This is a genomic window from Flavobacterium sp., from assembly GCF_035760125.1.
Classification (GTDB): Bacteria; Bacteroidota; Bacteroidia; order Flavobacteriales; family Flavobacteriaceae; genus Flavobacterium.
On record NZ_DASTTN010000524.1, the window covers coordinates 1 to 20,040 of the forward strand.

Genomic DNA, 20,040 nt, shown 5'->3' on the forward strand with positions numbered 1-20,040 from the left:
GGATCGTTAAACTGCGAAGCAATGGTTCCGAAAACAGGTAGCGTATCTAAATCCGCATCCCAAAGATTATTGTTGCGTTGGTATTGTTTTTTAACATCTCTCAAGGCATCTAAAGCACCTCGTTTGTCAAATTTATTGATAGCGACCAAATCAGCAAAATCAAGCATGTCAATTTTTTCTAATTGGGTTGCAGCACCAAATTCAGGTGTCATCACATATAAAGAAACATCCGAATGGTCCATAATCTCGGTATCCGATTGACCAATTCCCGAAGTTTCCAGAATTATAATATCATATTTTGCGGCTTTGATTACTTGTATGGCATCGGCAACATATTTGGACAAAGCCAAATTAGATTGACGTGTAGCCAAGGAACGCATATAAACTCTTGAATTATTAATCGCATTCATGCGGATTCTATCTCCAAGCAAGGCGCCACCAGTTTTTCTTTTGGATGGATCTACAGAAATTAATCCGATTGTTTTCTCTGGGAAATCGATTAAGAAACGACGCACTAATTCATCAACCAATGATGATTTTCCAGCTCCACCCGTTCCTGTGATTCCAAGAACAGGAATCTTTGAGGATTCATTCTTTGTATGGATTTTATCAAAAAAAGGCTTTGCTATTTCTGGAAAATTCTCGGCTGCCGAAATTAAACGAGCAATAGCCGTTGGCGTTTTATTCTCTATTAAATCCAGTTCATTTGTCAATTTATCTCCGATAGGAAAATCAGAACGTTGAACCAAATCATTAATCATTCCTTGCAATCCCATTGCACGTCCATCATCTGGAGCATAAATTCGGGTGATGCCGTAGGCTTGTAATTCGGCTATTTCAGAAGGAAGGATTACACCTCCACCCCCACCGAAAATTTTGATATGACCGGCTCCTTTTTCCTGAAGCAAATCATACATATATTTAAAGTATTCGTTGTGCCCACCTTGATAGGAAGTCATCGCAATAGCATTGGCATCTTCTTGGATCGCGGTATTCACCACTTCCTCTACACTTCTATCATGTCCCAAATGAATTACCTCAACTCCTGTGGACTGAATAATTCTTCTCATTATATTAATCGCGGCATCGTGACCATCAAAAAGTGATGCGGCAGTTACAATTCGGACTTTATTTACGGGTACATACGGTTTAAGTAATTCCATTTTGTGAATATGATAATTTAAGGGTGCAATTTACATAAATTTTAAAATAAAAATCATTAAAAATAACATAAAACACAAAATATGATAACATTGTTTTTTATTAAGAAAACGAGCTTAGTTTTCGGAAAAAATTGGTATTTTCGAGGTCTAGCCCCGATGGAAACGAAAAGCCCGGAATGGATACAACTAGTTTTTCTTGCTCCAAAAAAGCGACTGAAAGAAGCTCTTTTTGGGAGCTTAGAAAAACAGTTTTATCAATGAGGACTTGAAGTGTACAGAGGGATTAGCTCCTAATTATTTTTAGAAAATTTTAAACAAATGCAAAAAATTACCATACTTATCCATTGCGAAGACAAAAAGGCAATTATTGCCTCGGTTACGAATTATATTGCTTCGATTGATGGAAATATCACTTACCTGGACCAGCACGTTGATGCCGATGAAAATGTCTTTTTTATGCGATTGGAATGTGAGTTTAGCAAAGATACTTGGAATATTGAAACAATAAAAAGTCATTTTCAAACGAATCTTGCCACGCCTTTCAATATGACTTGGGCGATGTATCCACAGGATGAAAAACCAAAAATGGCGTTGTTCATTTCCAAATACGACCACTGTTTGTATGATATTTTGGGACGTTTTTCGGCTGGTGAACTGCCGTTAGAAATTCCTTTAATCATCAGTAATCACGAAGATTTAAAACCGGTTGCCGAACGATTTAACATTCCTTTTTATCATGTTCCGTTCACAAAAGACACTAAAGAAGAGGGCGAAAAAGCACAAATTGAATTATTGAAAAAATTTGATATTGATTTTATTGTTTTGGCACGTTATATGCAAATTATCACCCCGAATCTGATTTCACTTTACAAAAACAAAATTATCAATATTCATCATTCCTTTTTACCGGCATTTCCGGGAGCCAAGCCATATCATTCGGCATTCAAGCGTGGGGTAAAAATTATTGGTGCCACGAGTCATTACGTTACCGAAGAGCTGGATGAAGGGCCAATTATTGAACAGGATATTTCGAGAGTTTCCCATAGCCATTCAATTGAGGACTTTATTATGAAAGGTCGCGATTTGGAACGTATGGTACTTGCCAGGGCTGTCACCTTGCACGCCGAGCGAAAAACGATGGTATATAACAACAAAACGGTTGTGTTTTCTTAGGAAGGCACAACCGTTTTAGTATTTCACAACACTTTACTTATAAGCAATTGCAGCGCTCGCAGGTCCAGTAAGCGGAACAATTGATGTTGATTTGAAACCTACACTTTTTGTCCATTTGTTGAAACTGGAAAAAGTATAATCAAAACCAGTTCCGGTTTCTATAAGCATATTCAGGCTCATCATCATTCCGAAAACATTTTTGGATCTATCATCATCTATTACGTTCTCAATGGCCACAAATGCGCCGCCTTCCGGAAGGGCATCATAGGCTTTTTGAAGAAGTGCTAATTTCTTTGGTTCATCCCAATCGTGAAGTATATTTCCCATGACCACAACATCCGCTTTTGGAAACGGGTCAGCAAAAAAATCGCCGCTTGCTGTTGTAACCCTATCCGAAAAAGGTGTCTTTACAATTTTTTCTTTTGCAATAGGCTCTACAACCGGAAGGTCAAAACTGATGCATTTCATATGAGGTTGGTGCTTGGCTACCGTAGTGGACAATGCCGCGCCGCATCCACCAACATCCGTCAAAGTTTTGTATTTTGAAAAATCAAAACTCTGAGCAAATGCATTAAAATTTCCTATCTGAATACTTCCCATCGCATTGATGAACTCCAATAATCTTTCGGGTGATTTATAAAGTTCATCAAATAAATTGTCATCACCTGCCTTAATTTCATTTTGTGGCAGACCCGTAAGTAAACCTTCCTCCAAGTTCCCCCAAAATTGATACAAACGATTATTAAACATTTCGAGCATACCACCAATATAAGCAGGTTTGTTTATAACCAGAAAAGCATCGGTATTGATACTATTGGAATAGACAGCCGACTCCAAAAACCCTTCCCTATTGAGAAATCCAAGTCCCGTTAAGGCATCTAAAAAATCAAACAAATGTATATCAGTACACTTCAGATTCAACATCGTCTTTATTTGCTGTCCCGACATCGATTCCTTTTCAGCAATCTTTGTGAATAATTGGAATTTTACTGCGGCCAGCAATAGTTTTGAGGTCCAAAACCCAGAGCCAATTTGCATAATACTAGCCGGTGATGGCTGATGATTGTCTTGATTTTCCATTTTTTTAACTGTTTAATTTTACATTTATTTTGATTTTATTTACTCTAAAACTTCCAATACTCTTGTTTCTCCATTGTGGTTAAAAACTACTTTTGTCCAAAATGATTTTGATTTCTTATCTGTTGGATACCAATCCCTGTTTTCCTCTACAAGGATAAAAAGTCCCGTTACGGTTCCTAAAACAATAAATTTGGGTAATTTTGGTTGTTTTGAATAGGGTGTTAGTCCATATTTATCAAATAGTTCATCGCATTGTGCAGTTACATTTTTCGAAACCAATCCAATCTCACTAATCGACAGAATTGACTTCCCATCAAATGATTTTTTTGAAGCGTTATCCAAATCGTTTCTCGCAATGAACTCCAGAATATTTCCGTTATTGTCATAAAAATAAAAGGACTTTGCATTCCAATTGTAGAAATCGGCAATTTTATCGGGCGGAATTACATACATTATTTCGGTTTTACTTTCTATCCAAGAAAAAGCTTCCAATAGCTTATTATTGGGCACATCAAAAGCAAAATGATAAACTGGTTTTACATTTTGGGAAGAATGAAAAGTCAGTTTTGTAGCTCCAACATGGAATGAAACACTGTAATGATTTCTATATAAAGTTTCCAATCCCAAAACTTGGTTATAAAAAGCTTCCGTTTTTAAAACATCATCCGACAGTAATTCCAATTCCAGTATTTTCATTTTTTAAAATTGCAATTTTATTAATTAAAAACACATAAATATCTTAATTTCAATATATTACAAATATAACAAATAAAATCGAGCGATTATAATAGACGAAGCGGATCCTTTTTTTAGCATTTCATTGGGAAATTGCTCTTCATTAGTAAATATTGTTTGTCTACTTTTGAAAAAAATTAAAAACAAAATGAAGAAAGCCCTATTCCTACTCCTACTCTTACCTGCAATCAGTAATGCTCAATTCAAAAGCATATTTGCAAAAGCAGCCGAAAAAATCAATGCTGCAACAAAATCAAATAATACCCTAGATATCGCAGCCGGTCTAAAAGAAGCCCTTAACAAAGGTGTTACCGAACAAGTATCAAAACTTACTGCTACCGATGGTTTTTACAAAAATGAAGCTGTTAAGATTCTAATGCCTGAAGAATTAGCTAAACTAGACAAAACGTTACGAAAAATGGGAATGTCAAAATTGGCTGATGAAGGAATATTAGCTATGAATAGAGCTGCTGAAGATGCAGTAAAAGAAGCAACACCTATATTTGTTTCGGCTATCAAAAACATTACCATAACCGATGCCAAAAGTATTTTGCTGGGTAAAGAAAATGCCGCAACGGTTTATTTACAATCAACAACAGAAACACCACTTTATTCAAAGTTTAGCCCAGTGGTTCAACAATCAATTGGTAAGGTTGGAGCCGATGTAATTTGGTCGAATATAATAAAGCAATACAACACCATACCGTTTGTTACCAAAGTAAATCCAGACCTTACGGATTACATAACCAAAAAAGCTTTGGATGGTGTATTTAAAATGATTACTGTTGAGGAAAAAAACATCAGAACCGATTTGAATGCCAGAACTTCAGATGTTTTGAAAAAGGTTTTTGCTTTGCAGGATAAAAAGTAAAATTCAATGACAATTTTATGCAATAGCAATGGCAATTTTGTTACTTTCAAAAATTGAAAAATGTCAATTTCACACAAAACAAAACAGTCCTGATAATCAATTAATTAATTTTTCAAAAAGTCAGAATATTAATATGTTAAAATTAAATTGAAAAACTTAACTTTTTAAGAAAAAGTAATAACAATTCCTTAACAACAAAACTTAAACATTATGCTGATCTTTGCAATGTAATAAACTGGTTATTTATTACTTTGGTTTTGGTTAGTTATAAAATTGCCTGCATCTATATGATGCAGGCATTTTTTGTTTAGATAAATAACACTAATTCAAAAGATAAATCTAAACGATTAAATGTCTTAAAAACAAATTAGTCTAAACTTTCAGGAAACCGATACTATATTACATTTAGTAAAAAATTTAAAATTTCACTTTCCTATACATCTTTATATTCAGACAATTTCTAAGAATTTAATTTCTTTTGAGGAAAACAAAAAAGTAATGAAGTTAAAATCGGCACAAAGAAAATAGCAACTGTTAAAACAGAGATACCAATATCAGCAGTATGACTTCCTAAAAATACACTTATTGCACTTTCCGGATAAAAATGTTCCCATAAGGAAAAAGTTAATTTGAGTCCTAATAGTGCTATTACAACAAATGCTGCCGTTTCAAGAAAGCTATATTTTTCCATAAGTGTAACAAACCATTGCGCAATGAATCGCATGGCTAAAATCCCGATAAATACGCCAATGCACACTAAAATTATGTTTGGGGTAAATGCAACTGCTGCAAATACATTATCTATAGAAAAGGCCATGTCCATTAATTCGATTAAAGCTACAGTGGCCCAAAATGTTCCCAGAGAACCAACTGTTACTCTATAGAGCCAATTACTGCTTTTATCTAATGTGTCGTTATCAAAAGCTTCAGCATGTTTGCTTTTCCAATAATCATAAGCCAGATAAAGTAAATAAATTCCACCGATAGGTTTTAGCCACCATATTTTAATTAAAAATGCTGCAAAAAGCATTGCTATGCCTCTAAAAAAGTAGGCTCCAAATATTCCGTATTTTAAAGCTTTATCCCGTTGTTCACTTGGTAAATCCATGACCATTGTTGCTAATATTGCTGCATTATCTACAGAAAGCAAGCTTTCAATAATAATTAAATTTCCAATTATTGCTAATGAGGCTCCTGGATGATTAATAATATCCTGCCAAAGAATACCCCATTGCTCTAAAATTATTTCCATTGTAAATTTGTTAAATATTTGATTATTAATAATTATAAAAAATAAAAAAAAATGCCATTCTACTTCCTCTCATCAATTATCCTTCTAATCTGAGAAAAAACCAATTAAAAATATCTCCAACAATAAACGGATATTTCTTTTAGAATTGCTAAGATATCTTAAAGGTTAACACTTAAAAAATAAAAAAATGACCTTTAGCGTCCACAAATCAGATAATTTATAGAGAAGTTTATCATACATATTAAAGAGCAATTAGCTCAGCTAATGTGCCATTTTCTATATACCAGTTTTTCCATACTCCTCCATTCCCTTCTGTCCAATTGTTTAGATTAAAAGTGTTTTTACCGTCATTAGTTCCTTTAACTTCATATACAGTAATAGCTTTTTTATCGAGATTCCATTCTAAAGCTTTGTTAGGACTACACAATTCAGGTTTATTATTTGGAATATCTGTGTTTGGTTTTATAAAATAGGCTACATCCTCTTTTGCGGGATAGCTTCCAAATATTCTTGCAATTCCTTTTTCATCAATACAAACAGATGTATATTCATCACAGGCAATCCCTTTGGCTGAGATATCATAGTCCGTTATAATACGCGCTATAAATGCTATATGTCGGCCTTTTCTATTAGGATTATCATAATGAGTATCTGTTATTACATTTTTTAAAATAGAATTATCAAGAAAAGGTTCATTCGAAACTGTTAGTTTTGAATCAAAAGGATTCTGTAATGCTTCTGAAGACGTTATTGTTCCCTTTTGAGCAGAAAAATAAAAGCCTCCTTGAATTGCCATTCCTGCACTTGTCCCTCCAATAACAATGTTATTTTGTGCAATTGCATCGTTTATAGCTTTTGAAACCGGACTATTTCTCCAATAGGAAATGTAGTCCCATTGATCACCACCAGCAAACCAAATGGCTTCAGCGTTTTTTATTTTAACAAGAATCTCACTACCTGAACTGGCGGCACTATTTTTAAAAAGAATAGTTTCAACAGAATTTACTTTTACTCCTAATGAAGAATACAAATAAGAATTATAGCCATCGGTACCCGAAGTTCTTAGAACTAAAACATCACCTCCATTTGCTCTTTTTAGGAACCATTTCATCGCTTCATCATTCTCTGAAGCACCTCCCATCAGACAAATTCCACCAAGTGCCTTGTTTTTACTGTCGGTTTTAGTTCCAGTAAAATAAGACGTGTAGTTTTTAACTCTAGGCACGACTGCTTCAGGCAAGGTTGACTCAAGCACTTTTGAATCGTTGTCTGAAGCGCATGAACATAATGCCAGCAAACTAATACATATAATTGTTTTCATCTTTTTTGCTTCTACCATTTAAATAAATATAAAGGAGGAAGTAACAACAACATCGATGCTATTAAAAACACTAACATTCTTGGCAACATCCATTTAAACCATTTACTATATGGTATTTTGGCGAGTGTAAGAGCCCCCATCGTAACGCCACTTGTTGGAATTATGAGATTGGTAAGACCATCCCCTAGCTGAAAAGTTAATACTGCCATCTGTCTGCTGATACCTGATACATCGCAAATTGGGATAATGATAGGCATCGTTAAAGACGCTTGTCCAGAACCTGACGGAATAAAAAAGTTCAAAAAGGATTGAAAAAAGAAGATACATACAGCAGAAATTACTGGTGCCGTATTTTGGGTAATGGTTACAATTGAATTTAGAATTGTATCTATTATTTTCCCGTCTTGTGAAATAATTAAAAGTCCCTTTGCCAAACCAATTACCAAAGCGGCTGTCATCATATCCTTGGCTCCATCCACAAAAGCATCTACAGCCTTAGATATAGGCATTCTATAAATAATGGAAACAAAAATAGCCAATGCTAAAAATAAACCCGCAATTTCATTAATGTACCAAGCGTAATTGCTTACTCCATAAATAAGGATAACAATAGAAGCCAAAAGAGCCACCAAAACGAGCTTTCTAGAACTATTTAAATCAAAATCTGACGTATCCATATTACTTTTTTCATTCTCATTGTTAATACCAAACAATAAGCTTTTCTCGGGATTTTTTTCGATTTTCAAGGCATATTGAGTTATTACTGCACAAGCAATACTGGTCAAAACAAACCATACAAAAATTCGGTATTCCATTCCGCTAAAAATTGGAATTTGCGCAATACCTTGTGCAATACCAATGGTAAATGGGTTACTGAATGCGCCACCAAAACCAACACCAGTTCCTACTATTGGTATGGCTGCTCCAACTATTGCATCATATCCCATTGCTTTTGCCATAGGAACAGTAATCAAAATGAAAATTAAAATTTCTTCACTCATACCAAAAGTAGCTCCTGCAAATGAAAATAATATTATTAAAAAAGGAAGAACTAAAATTTTGTATTTGGGCCTTTTTTGACTGTATTGAATTACATTAAATAAACCAGCATTTATAGCTCCGGTAGTGTTTATAATGGCAAAAGCACCTCCAACCAAAAAAACAAAAGCAATAATTTGTGCTGCCGAAATAAATCCTTTGATGGGAGCAACTAAAAATGCTTCGATACCCTGAGGAATCGCTTCTACATGCTTATAAGAGCCTGCAATAATTTTTTCGGTGTTGTTAACAATAGTCCTGTCAAATTCTCCCGCTGGAATTATCCATGTTAACCCAATAAATAGAACAGTTATTGTTAAAATTATAGTAATTGTGTCTGGGAATTTTTCTAATATTTTCATCTTTTATATTTTAAATTTTTCTCCCGAAAGAAGGATTTCTAACTTGATATTTTTACCGCCTAATAATCCACTTTTTGTGTGAATACTTTTCTTTTCGCTGTTCTGAATTAAAATTACCTGCGAATCGCCACAAACCGTTGCAGAGTCGCCATCTACTATAATAGCAGTAGATTCATCAATTCCAATTGCTATTTGATCTGGATTTTCCAGCGCTACAGCTAATAAACGATTCATCCTCATCCGACGAATAAAATGCTGATCAACAATAGCGTTTGGGAGTAAACCCAATCCTGTTTTTATCTCAAAGTTTTGAGCTTCAATGGCACGAAAATCTCCAGTATATTTTGGATGTTTCAGTTCATTTCCCGATATCATTTTTTGGCTCATCACAGCTGCACCAGCACTTGTTCCTGCAATGGTTGTTCCATTTTGATAAGCGGTAGAAATAGCATCATAAGCTAAAGTATTCAAAACAGATTTCATAAACAAGTTCTGATCACCACCCGTAATATAAATTAAACTTGCGGTTTTAAGAGAATCGATTTGCCCCTTTGTTTGATTCTTTGGATTAAGATTAAAAGATTTTATCTTCTCTGGACGAACACCTAAGGAAATAAACTGCTTTGCAGTATAATAAACCGCCGAATCAGGTTCTTCACTAGCCATTGGAAGGATTATCATGAATTTTTCTTGTTCGAGTTTGCTTAAAGTGATCAATTCCGAAATCAAAGCATCTGACTTTTTTCCCCCTCCAATAATAAATAATTTCCCGAGAGCTTTATTTTTAGATTGCTTCTCTAATTCATAAATCGGTTGTTTTTTACCAGATTCGCTCTTAGACTGGCAAGAAATTTGAAATAGCGAAAACGCTAAAATAAAAATTGGAATAATTTTCATATCTATACTTTTTTTTGGACTATGGAAATACATAGCCGCTATTGATGTTTACAACCAAATCACGGCCATGCTCATTTTAGATTGATAAAGATTATATTTCTTCGTTATCCCAAATATAGATTTTCTTCTCATCCGTTTTCTCACTAACATATCCACGATACATTCCTTGAGAATTAAAGGAAAAGTTCACATTTCCTTCGTTATCAATTGCAATTAATCCGCCTTCGCCTCCCAATTGAGTTAAATGCTCCTTAATTGTTATTTCTGTTGCCTGCTCTAGTGTTTTGTCTCCATATTCCATTAAGTTAGAGACCATCGAAGCAACCGTTGCCCTAATAAAATATTCACCAACACCAGTACAGGATACACCACATGTTTTATTGTTGGCATATGTACCCGCACCAATAATAGCTGTATCACCAATACGTCCATCTAATTTATTTGTCATTCCACCTGTAGAAGTTGCTGCAGCAATGTTACCTTGCTTATCAATAGCAACGGCTCCAACAGTTCCCATTTTTAGATTCGTGTGATCTAAATAGGTCCCTGTTTCTGAAATTTTCTGAGCTTCAATAAGTTGTTCTTTTCTAAAATCAGTGTCAAAATAAGTATTTTCAACCATTTCGTGATTGGTTTCTTCCGCTAATTTATCTGCACCTTTACCCGAAAGTAATACTATATTTTCGTCTGCTAATAGACTTTTTGCAAATAAAACAGGATTTTTAATTCTCCTGCTATTAGCAACTGCTCCTGCCTTAAAAGTGGCACCGTCCATTATGGATGCTTCAAGTAAATGTTTTCCAGTTCTAGTATAAACAGCTCCTTTTCCAGCATTAAAATGAATACTATTTTCTAATGCTACTACGGCTGCTGCAACTGCATCTATAGCGCTTCCCCCTTTTAGTAAAATTTTTTCACCTGAATTCAAGGCAAGCATTAAATCAGCATTTATTAATTTTTTATCGGCTTCCGAAAGATTTTCGGGAGTTATTACGCCTGCACCTCCATGAATACATAATGCGAATGGTGTATGTTTTGTCATTATTTTTTTTTTTGAAAGAAAGAAGGAACTAATCGGAATCCATTTAATTAAATAAATTCCGAATTAGTAACTTCTTTTGAGATTTTTAATAGCCTGGGTTTTGTTCTAAAATACCTTTAGCAATAGTAATTTCATTTTGAGGTATTGGATAAACCGTTCTAAACGCAGGAATATTCAATAACGATGTGGCGCGTCCTAAACGGACAACACTAAACCATCTATGCCCTTCAAAGCCTAATTCTCTAGCACTTTCATCTAATAAAATAGTAATAAAACTACTTAAATTGGGTGCATCAGCCATCGTATAAGGGTTTGATGGCAAAGCTCTTTCCCTAACTATATTCAAGTCAGCCAAAGCTAATGTTAAGTCATTTGGATTTTTCTTTGCCAGCGCCTCTGCTCTAATTAAATACATCTCAGATAACTTGATAATGATACCATTACCGTCAATTTGGTTTTTATTAGTACCGTATTTATCTACATAAACCACTTTACCATCATCATAATATCGGTAACTTCTTGGGTCATTATCATAATCCATCGGTTTGAAAAAATCGTCATAATTAGCTGAGACCTCAGGAGGTGAAACCGATAAAATTCCAGTAAAACCACTGCCATCTGTACCTAAAAACTGTAATTCAAATATGGCTTCATTAGAACCTTCAACATCATAAATGTCATTGTATTTGGTGTTCAATTTATAAGTAGTATTATCAATAACTTTACCAGCATAAACAATAGCATTATCATTATCACCTTGATACAAATACACTCGTGCAAGTAATGCCTCTGCAGCTGCTTTAGTAATAGAAAATCTGTTGCTATCATATTTCAATAATTCAATTGCTTCATTCAAATCAGCAATAATTTGTTGATAAGAGGCTGCAACAGTTGATCTCGAAATTGTTAATGCCGATTTTGAATCTAAATATTGCGTAGAAATTGGGATACCATATTTTGAGTTCATATCTGTAAATTGTCCAAATTGTCTCAGAGCATCAAAATGTCCCAATGCCCGACAAAAAAGTGCCGTTCCTTTTGAAGTATCATCATCCAGTTTCAATTCATCCATTTTAGATAAAATCAAATTACTGGCATTTACCAAATTATAAACATTAACCCAACTACTTTGAATATAGGCGTTAGATGGAGGTACTATGGCTTTATCTAACTGTGCAAAACGCTCTTGGAAACCAGTAGCATCAGCAATACCACCCGACAAATCCTGAGCTAATACAAATTCACCTCCGTAATACGTTCCGCTTTGCATTATATCGTAAAGTCCAACCGCTGCAGATTTTAAAGAAATACCATCTGTTATAGCAGTTTCTACTGGAACTTCATCATCGAGTTTAGTATCTAATACATCTTCACAACCTAAAAAAGTAAAGGCAAGTAACATACATAAACATGCATATATATTTATTTTTTTCATGATTTTATTTTTTTAAAATGTTGTACTTAATCCAATTGTAAACGTTCTTGCCTGACCCAAAGTTCCAAAATCTTCACCTTGCAAAATATTCAGATCTTCTTGAGAAGAAGTGTTTGTAGATACTTCCGGATCAAAACCTAAATAATCAGTTAATGTAAATAAGTTTTGAGCCTGTACATATAAAGAAAGATTGTTTAAACCTATTTTCTTAATAACATCTGTTGGCAATTTGTACGCTAGATTTAAAGTTTTTAATCGAATATAATCGCCATCTTCTAAATACTGAGTACTAAAACGTTGCATTTGTCCATCTTTTGTAGACGGCCTTGGTATATCGGTAATTTGACCTGGAGTCCTCCAATAGTTATCATAGACTCTTTCGCTAATATTAGAGTATGGAATACCACTTTTAGTAAAACCATAATTTTCATATACATGTCTACTTTGATTGAATATTTTATTTCCTCCTGAGAATAAAAAGTTAGCTGTTAATGTAAAACGCTTGTAACTAAAATTATTTGTCCAACCTCCATAATAAGTAGGTATAGCTCCTCCAACAATTTGTCTGTCTGAAAAATCAATAATTCCGTCTTTGTTCACATCATCAAACTTCGCGTCTCCTGTTTGCGGATCTACACCTAAAAACTTAATTAAGTATAACGTACTAACAGCTTCACCTTCCTTTAATATATGATTTCTTCCAATTTCTTCCCCATTGTTATTTAATTTTGTAATCTTATTATCCAATAAAGTAAGATTTACTCCTGTATTCCATTTGAATTGTTCTCCATCAATAACAGCCGCGTTAATTGCAAATTCAAATCCTTTATTTTCAATCGCGCCAACGTTTTGGAAAACGGAATTAAAACCAGTCAAACCAGAAACTTTAGATTGCAACAACAAGTCGTCTGTTTGTTTGTCAAAATAATCAAATGTTAAATTAACTCTGTTTTTAAACAACCCTAAATCCAAACCAAGGTCAAATTGGGTCGTTGTTTCCCAACCCAAATCCGGGTTCCCCAAACGACTTGGTGCAATACCTGGAACACCATTATAATTAGCATTTAATGAATAAGTACCTCTCCAATTAGAACTAATTTCCTGATTTCCTGTAAGTCCGTAACTAGCACGGATTTTAAAATCAGAGATAGTTTTTATATTAAAAAATTCTTCTTTATTTACTCTCCATGCCAAGGACCCAGAAGGGAAATAACCATAACGATTATTCTCTCCAAAACGAGATGAACCATCAGCTCTTACTGTAAATGAAGCAATGTATTTATCATTATAAACATAGTTTGCTCTTCCAAAGAAAGATTGTAATCCATATTGATTTTTACCCGAAGTACTAGAAGTAATAGTACTTGATGCAGAAATACTAGCTGTAGAATTGGTTGCGTAACCCACACCCGATTGATCGGAAAATAAAGATTCATTCCCTTGTAATGTCCAACCTAAAATAGCTCCAAAATCGTGTTTTTCTCGAAATTTTTTGGTGTAGTTTAAAGTGTTTTCTACAAGCCAGTTTGTTTCTTCATAAGTGGCGTAAATACCCTCTCCTGTTTTAGATTTATTAGTTCCAGAAGGCACATAAGAAGTCTCAACTAAATTTGAATATTCTAAAGACAAAGCGGTTTTAAATTTTAAATCTGGAATAATTTTCCATTCCAAATAAGTAGAACCCTGAACACGTGTTGATTGAGAAGTGTTTTTATATTCATTCGCAATCTGAACAGGATTTTCTAGTGGCCACCAAGTATTATATTTGAATGGATTCGTGTATTTACCATTCTCATCATATATTGGTTCTGTAGGATCCCATCCTTGAGCATTAATAACTACACCATATTCGTCGTTTTCACCTATCGTTCTTTGGTGATTACTTCGGGTAATAAAAAAAGTACTACCCACTTTAAATTGATCATCAATAGTGTGGTCTAAATTTACACGACCACTTAATCTTCTAAAACCCTGCCCAATCTGAATACCATCTTGATTAAAATAATTTCCACTTACATAGAAACTAGTTTTTTCATTACCGCCTTTCAAACTTAGATCTAAATTTTGAGCGATACCAACTCTAAAAATTTCATCATAAATATTGGTATTAACACCTTTGGAAGTATCAATCCAATCAAAATAATCTGCACCTAAACCATCAAATTCGGCAGCAGTGTTAAAGAAACTTTTAAATTCATCACTGTCAACTAATTTTGGATATTTTGTGATTTCAGAAATAGCTGTATAATAATTTACATTAACCGAACTCGCTCCAGTTTTACCTCTTTTCGTAGTAATCAATATCACTCCATTGGCGCCTCTAGAACCATAAATGGCTGCAGCTGCAGCATCTTTTAGAACAGAAAATGATTCGATATCACTAGGATTTAAATCCGCCAAAGGGTTTGTTGGCTGAATATTAACATTTAATGCAGAATTATTTCTTGATACCAAAGGAACCCCATCTATAATATACAAGGGCTGACTACTTGCAGATATAGAAGATACTCCACGGATGTTTACACTTACAGCACTACCTGGTGTTGCCGATGATGAACTTATATTGACACCCGCAGTTTGCCCTTGCAAAGAATTTTCGAAGCTAGAAGAAGTGCCTGGAGGTAAATCCTTAGTTTTAATTGAAGAAACACTTGCGCTCACGTCTTTTTTGGAAACTGTCCCGTAACCAATAACTACAACTTCATTTAAGTCTTGGCCCGAGCTCATGTAAACATTGTAATTAGTGCTTCCATCTATTGCTACTTTTTTGTTTTGGTAACCAATATAAGAAAGCTCTATTGAGGCAACATTATCGGGTAATTCTAATTGAAATTTCCCGTCAAATCCTGATATAGTTCCTGTTTTTGAATTGGAAGAAACTATATTAACTCCTGCCATTGGCAGATTTGTTTGTTTGTCTATAACAGTTCCTGTTATTTTTTTTTGTGCGTAGGTTGAAATACATGCCAACAACACAACAAACAGTATTAAATTACTATTGAATTTCATTTTTTTAATATTTTAAATTTAATAAAATTGATAATAGATACCCTAACTACTCATCAAAGCGAAAGTTTGGGTATTGAAATCTGTAAACTGTGAAGAACAAGTTTTTTAACAATTGAATATTGGTTGCAAGCCTTTTAGAGAAAGAGATTTGCAATCAATACATACGTGGAATAGATTGATAAGATTCATTTGGTTTTGGTTAGGAAAATAAAAAAACAATAACTATATATCATCTAAACTCAAGAAGAGTTTTTTGAAGCCATATAAATCAACAATTGAAGATAGGTTGAAGACCTCTTAAAGTAAGAGATTTAGTTTTTATCATGGTATTTGTTTTTATTAAAATCAAAATGGATTACTTTAACTTTCAAGCTTTAAATTCCAAATGGCTTTATTTTGAAATTATTAGTTTCGAGATCACTTTATCTTCTCCTTTATCAATACTTATAATATATTGACCAGATTGCAATTCAGATAAATCAATCTCCATGTTATTAATACCAGCCGAAACATTTGTAATTAAACTTTTTACTATTGAACCACCAAGATTATAAATTAAAATTTGTGCTTCTTGTTTTTGTTCTGATAGAAAGTTAATTCTAACTAAATCTTTAGCAGGATTTGGATACAAAGCAACCGTAGTATTATCATATTCTGCTTCTTTATTTTTAGATATTTTTGCAGTTCCACTAATAACATTTAATGTATAATCTTCTGTCTCACCATAATTATAAGTACCACATGAAGAATTTATTGAATTATAACTTACTATAATTCGCATTCTAATATTTCCCACAGAAGCAGAAGTTGGAATGGTAATTTTTGGCGTTAAAGTTTGATTACTAAAAATAGAATATACTTCCTCACCTGAGTCTGTAAAAAGACCATTATTATTTAAATCTATAAATACTTTCCAATATAAATTTCTTGTTGCACTGAAACCAGGAGTTAAAGTTAAAGTAGTTGCCACTCCTTTAGTTATATTACTAACCTGAGAAGAAAAGTCAGCATAACCTCCATTTGAATTGCTTAAATTGCTAATTGTACCAATTGCAACTTTCTTTATCCATTCCCTACTAGAATCACCTCCTTGTGAAGTACAATAAGAAACTGTTCCTCCTCCAGATGCTGAAGTTTCTGTTAACGTCCCATTTATTACTTTTATAACACCATAAACTGCTTTACTTCCATTTACTATTGACCAATTGTTCAAGTCTATTGTCGTAGAACCAGAGGTATCACCTTCAATTTTAATAATTTTCACCCCTTTCCCACTATTGTTCCATGTTAATGGAGAACCAGAAGCTAATGTTTCAGGAGTAGAAGAGGTGTCAAATTGATAAAAGTAAGCGTAATTACCAGTTGCGGGTGCAAAAACTTTAGCAATGCCATTTTGGTCAATACAAACAGCTGTTTTTTCATAAACGCCAATACCTTTTGCATTTAATCCAGCACCTAAATCTTTCCACATTCTGGCAATAAAAGCAGTTTGTCTTCCCCTACGATCGGGGTTATTGTAATGTGTATCTGCAATCACATTTGATAAAATTGGATTGTTTATAAAATCATTAGCCCCGATAGTCATATCTGTGTTATACGGATTTGCTAATGCCTGAGCAGATGTAACACTAGAATTTGTAGCACTATAATAGTATTTGCCCTGTATGGCACATCCAGCGCTAGTACCACCAACAGGAACTTTTTTTGTGTTTATCAAATAATTTATGGCATCTTCTACTGGTGTGTCTTTCCAATACGAAACATACGTGGATTGGTCTCCTCCTGTTATGAATAAAGCTTCAGCATTTCTAATTTTGGTTGCAATCTCAGCAATACTTGCTTTGGCTCTGGTATCAATCAGAATTGTTTCTACAGAATTTACTGTTCCCAAACCATAGATATAATCATTATAAGCCTGAGTTCCAGCAGAGCGAATAACTACAAAATCACCACCTCCTGATTTTTGTATCATCCATTTTATGGCGTCATCGTTATCTGTTCCGCCACCCATCAGGCAGGCACCACCTGTAGCAGTTGTTGTAACATCTGCAACACTTCCGGTAATCCAGCTTGTGTAGGTTTGTGAATATGCAGGGCTTATTGATGAAATAAAAAGGAAAATAATGATTTGATTTATTTTTAAAATATTGTTTTTCATGATTTAAAATTTGCTAAATGTTAATAATCGGGAATTAACAATGCTACTCATCAGAAATATTATTTATTTAAATTTGGAATAACAATAATTATTTCCAAACAAATAGCTATAAATTACTATTGAATCGCACTTTTTAATCTTTTAAAATGGAATAATAAATAATCATAGTTGCCCAATAGAAAAACATTTAAGCACTACAATTGTTAAATCTGGAAGAGAATTTTTAACAATTAAATATTGGTTGCAATCCTTTTAGAGAAAAAGATTTACAATCAATACATACAAGTATTAATTTAATAAAATTCATGGTGTCTTGGTTAAGAAGAAAAAAACAATAACTAAATAGAAAGTAAAACTCAAGGGATAGAGTTTTTTGAACCAATTTTAAATCAGCAATTAAATACAGGCTGAAGTCCTCTTAAATAAAGAGATTTAGTATTTATAACTATATTTGTTTTTCTTAAAATCAAAATAAGGTGTTTTATTTTTTGTTAAAAGTATAAAAAAAAAAGTACCAACAAAATAAATTTATACTTTTTATTAGATTTTCTTTATAGGTTTTCTTTTAACACTGCATTTTACATAGAAAAATAACATTTTTTTTAAACAAATAAAAAAAACATTATTGATTCTTTTTTCAAAAAAAACTCATTATGATTTACTGAGCAGTATGAATAAAAGACAAAACAGCCGAATTAAAAGCATTAGGTTGTTCTACATTGACCACATGTCCACATTTTTCAATTACGAATAACTGGGATGATTTATAATGACTTTCCACCACTTTACGCACTGAAGGCAAAAACATATAATCTTCTTCTCCCATAACATAAAGCGTTGGGATATTCAATTCTACCTGGCGAAACCACTTCAGAACTGGATTTATCTCAGCTGTTAGTTTAAACCACTTGATAAATTCTTTTTGATATAATTTCTTGGCTTCATTTATAAAAAGCGAACGAGATTGCTTATGACTTTTTTTAGGCATTATCACAAAAGCAAAAAACTTATACAAAACCAAATAAGGCAAAACATACTTAAAAGTATTTCCCAAACGCATTAATATCTGGGAACGGAAATTCATTTTTAAGATAGCTCCACCAAGAATCATACTTTGCACTCTATCAGGATACATTTCTGCCAATTGTCTGATGAGGATTGTTCCTAATGAAATTCCAACAAAATGTGATTTTTCAATTTTAAGATGATCCAAAACTTCCAGAATATCATTGGCCAAAGCCGAAAAAGTATATTTTTGTTTGAAGGCGGTTTTCAAAGTTGTTTTGGACTCTCCATGACCTCTCAAATCTAGCAACAAAATATTGTAGTTTTTTTTGAAATCTCTGATTTGTTTGAACCAAATGGATGAACTACCTCCAGCTCCATGCACAAATGTGACCCATTGATCGCTGTTCTCGTTCTTATATACTGTATAATTAATCACTTAGTTTTTTTTTGTTTGGCAAATATAGTTCTTTTTCGGAATTCTTAATCCCTTTGAAATCTAATCAAATGCTGTTGTGCAAGTATTTAAAATAATCAAACGCCTTAAGCAACCTGCTTCCGTGCCAGGAAAACATTTCCCCGTCCACCAAAATGGCTTGAGCATTATGTGTAGAATTGGTAATTTCATAACCATCTTCCGCTTTAAATGGAAATGGTTCTGAAGAAAGTAAAATCAAATCCAAATCACCTTCCTCTTCCATTTTTTCGAGATCAATTTCAGGATATCTTTCTTTTGAAGCAAAATAGTTTTCAAAATGATTCAGTTTTAATAATTCATCTATAAAAGTTCCCGAACCAGCTACCATATAAGGGTTCTTCCAAATAAAGTAAGCCACTTTCCTAACCGGAATATCATTGATAAAATTTTTAAAATCGCTCAAGGCAAAAGCCAATTTATCATTCCATTTTCGGGCCTCTGTTCTCTTATCAAATATCTGACCAAAGTCAGTTATCATCTGAAAATTATCTTCAATAGTAGTAATATTGGTTACCCAAACTGTACAAATTTTACGCAACTCATCTACCATTTCGTGGGTATTCTCTTCTTTGTTGCAAATGATAATATCCGGTTCCAATAAACGGATTTTATCATAATGCACATTCTTGGTTCCTCCCACTATTTTTTTGGTAGACTTAAAATGATACGGATGTACACAAAACTTTGTGATTCCAACTATACTGTCTTCCAAACCTAAATCATATAACAATTCGGTTTGAGAAGGCACAAGAGAAACGATTCGCTTGGGAGAGGAATCAAAAATGTGGGTAATTCCGAGTTGGTCAGTGAATTGTTTCATTTAATTTAACCGCAAAGTGTACAAGAGTCTATGCAAAGTTCTCTAAGTTTTTTTAAATACAGATTTCACAAATTAATCTCTTCTAATCTGTGAATTAAAAATCAGCGAATCCAAAGAAATAATTATAATGAGCTAAATCTATGCGAAAAAAATTATATTATTTTGTGCTTAATATCTCTTCCATCTCCTGTTGCATTTTCA

Annotated in this window: 15 protein-coding genes; 2 read left to right on the forward strand and 13 right to left on the reverse strand. The window is 33.4% G+C overall.

Going from position 1 to position 20,040, the window contains the following annotated elements:
- On the reverse strand, positions 1 to 1,163 hold a 1,163-nt coding region (locus tag VFS71_RS18620), incomplete at its 3' end, for a cobalamin-dependent protein (protein WP_326403134.1).
- A gap of 318 nt (positions 1,164 to 1,481) precedes the next feature.
- On the opposite strand from VFS71_RS18620, the gene purU reads away from it, so the two are divergent.
- On the forward strand, positions 1,482 to 2,336 hold the full coding sequence (purU, locus tag VFS71_RS18625; protein WP_326403135.1) for a formyltetrahydrofolate deformylase: 855 nt from the start codon (positions 1,482 to 1,484) through the stop codon (positions 2,334 to 2,336).
- Positions 2,337 to 2,369: 33 nt separating this feature from the next.
- On the opposite strand, the gene VFS71_RS18630 is transcribed toward purU, so the two are convergent.
- Together VFS71_RS18630 and VFS71_RS18635 are read right to left on the reverse strand one after the other, a co-directional pair.
- Positions 2,370 to 3,416, reverse strand: coding sequence for a methyltransferase (locus VFS71_RS18630; RefSeq protein ID WP_326403136.1), 1,047 nt, complete (start codon positions 3,414 to 3,416; stop codon positions 2,370 to 2,372).
- 39 nt (positions 3,417 to 3,455) lie between these two features.
- On the reverse strand, positions 3,456 to 4,112 hold the full coding sequence (locus VFS71_RS18635) for a VOC family protein (RefSeq protein WP_326403137.1): 657 nt from the start codon (positions 4,110 to 4,112) through the stop codon (positions 3,456 to 3,458).
- A gap of 187 nt (positions 4,113 to 4,299) precedes the next feature.
- On the opposite strand from VFS71_RS18635, the gene VFS71_RS18640 reads away from it, so the two are divergent.
- A complete protein-coding gene (locus VFS71_RS18640) occupies positions 4,300 to 5,022 on the forward strand; it encodes a DUF4197 domain-containing protein (protein WP_326403138.1) in 723 nt (240 codons plus the stop codon).
- Positions 5,023 to 5,482: 460 nt separating this feature from the next.
- Here VFS71_RS18640 and VFS71_RS18645 read toward each other — a convergent pair whose 3' ends face one another.
- The 10 genes from VFS71_RS18645 to VFS71_RS18690 form a co-directional block, all read right to left on the reverse strand.
- On the reverse strand, positions 5,483 to 6,274 hold the full coding sequence (locus VFS71_RS18645) for a TerC family protein (RefSeq protein WP_326403139.1): 792 nt from the start codon (positions 6,272 to 6,274) through the stop codon (positions 5,483 to 5,485).
- 241 nt (positions 6,275 to 6,515) lie between these two features.
- Positions 6,516 to 7,595, reverse strand: coding sequence for a cyanophycinase (locus VFS71_RS18650; protein WP_326403141.1), 1,080 nt, complete (start codon positions 7,593 to 7,595; stop codon positions 6,516 to 6,518).
- Positions 7,596 to 7,606: 11 nt separating this feature from the next.
- Complete coding sequence (locus tag VFS71_RS18655; protein ID WP_326403142.1) at positions 7,607 to 8,995, reverse strand: YfcC family protein; 1,389 nt, start codon at positions 8,993 to 8,995, stop codon at positions 7,607 to 7,609.
- Between the two features lie 3 nt (positions 8,996 to 8,998).
- Positions 8,999 to 9,892 (reverse strand): cyanophycinase, encoded by an 894-nt coding sequence (locus tag VFS71_RS18660; protein WP_326403144.1) that lies wholly within the window; start codon positions 9,890 to 9,892, stop codon positions 8,999 to 9,001.
- A gap of 91 nt (positions 9,893 to 9,983) precedes the next feature.
- A complete protein-coding gene (locus VFS71_RS18665; RefSeq protein ID WP_326403145.1) occupies positions 9,984 to 10,934 on the reverse strand; it encodes an isoaspartyl peptidase/L-asparaginase in 951 nt (316 codons plus the stop codon).
- A gap of 85 nt (positions 10,935 to 11,019) precedes the next feature.
- Positions 11,020 to 12,369 (reverse strand): RagB/SusD family nutrient uptake outer membrane protein, encoded by a 1,350-nt coding sequence (locus VFS71_RS18670; RefSeq protein WP_326403147.1) that lies wholly within the window; start codon positions 12,367 to 12,369, stop codon positions 11,020 to 11,022.
- Between the two features lie 12 nt (positions 12,370 to 12,381).
- Positions 12,382 to 15,378: a TonB-dependent receptor gene (locus VFS71_RS18675; RefSeq protein WP_326403149.1), complete on the reverse strand. Its 2,997-nt coding sequence runs from the start codon at positions 15,376 to 15,378 to the stop codon at positions 12,382 to 12,384.
- 391 nt (positions 15,379 to 15,769) lie between these two features.
- Positions 15,770 to 17,536, reverse strand: coding sequence for a GEVED domain-containing protein (locus VFS71_RS18680; RefSeq protein WP_326403151.1), 1,767 nt, complete (start codon positions 17,534 to 17,536; stop codon positions 15,770 to 15,772).
- Positions 17,537 to 18,194: 658 nt separating this feature from the next.
- On the reverse strand, positions 18,195 to 18,980 hold the full coding sequence (locus VFS71_RS18685) for an alpha/beta hydrolase (RefSeq protein ID WP_326403152.1): 786 nt from the start codon (positions 18,978 to 18,980) through the stop codon (positions 18,195 to 18,197).
- 64 nt (positions 18,981 to 19,044) lie between these two features.
- Positions 19,045 to 19,839 carry a helical backbone metal receptor gene (locus VFS71_RS18690; RefSeq protein ID WP_326403154.1) on the reverse strand — a complete coding sequence of 265 codons (795 nt, stop codon included), beginning with the start codon at positions 19,837 to 19,839 and terminating at the stop codon, positions 19,045 to 19,047.
- Between the last annotated feature and the right edge of the window lie 201 nt (positions 19,840 to 20,040).

Coding starts and splice junctions, on each gene's coding strand:
- VFS71_RS18645 (WP_326403139.1), bottom strand. CDS start 6,274: ATGGAAATAATTTTAGAGCAATGGGGTATTCTTTGGCAGGATATTATT.
- VFS71_RS18635 (WP_326403137.1), bottom strand. CDS start 4,112: ATGAAAATACTGGAATTGGAATTACTGTCGGATGATGTTTTAAAAACG.
- purU (WP_326403135.1), top strand. CDS start 1,482: ATGCAAAAAATTACCATACTTATCCATTGCGAAGACAAAAAGGCAATT.
- VFS71_RS18665 (WP_326403145.1), bottom strand. CDS start 10,934: ATGACAAAACATACACCATTCGCATTATGTATTCATGGAGGTGCAGGC.
- VFS71_RS18680 (WP_326403151.1), bottom strand. CDS start 17,536: ATGAAAAACAATATTTTAAAAATAAATCAAATCATTATTTTCCTTTTT.
- VFS71_RS18655 (WP_326403142.1), bottom strand. CDS start 8,995: ATGAAAATATTAGAAAAATTCCCAGACACAATTACTATAATTTTAACA.
- VFS71_RS18675 (WP_326403149.1), bottom strand. CDS start 15,378: ATGAAATTCAATAGTAATTTAATACTGTTTGTTGTGTTGTTGGCATGT.
- VFS71_RS18630 (WP_326403136.1), bottom strand. CDS start 3,416: ATGGAAAATCAAGACAATCATCAGCCATCACCGGCTAGTATTATGCAA.
- VFS71_RS18670 (WP_326403147.1), bottom strand. CDS start 12,369: ATGAAAAAAATAAATATATATGCATGTTTATGTATGTTACTTGCCTTT.
- VFS71_RS18660 (WP_326403144.1), bottom strand. CDS start 9,892: ATGAAAATTATTCCAATTTTTATTTTAGCGTTTTCGCTATTTCAAATT.
- VFS71_RS18650 (WP_326403141.1), bottom strand. CDS start 7,595: ATGAAAACAATTATATGTATTAGTTTGCTGGCATTATGTTCATGCGCT.
- VFS71_RS18690 (WP_326403154.1), bottom strand. CDS start 19,839: ATGAAACAATTCACTGACCAACTCGGAATTACCCACATTTTTGATTCC.
- VFS71_RS18640 (WP_326403138.1), top strand. CDS start 4,300: ATGAAGAAAGCCCTATTCCTACTCCTACTCTTACCTGCAATCAGTAAT.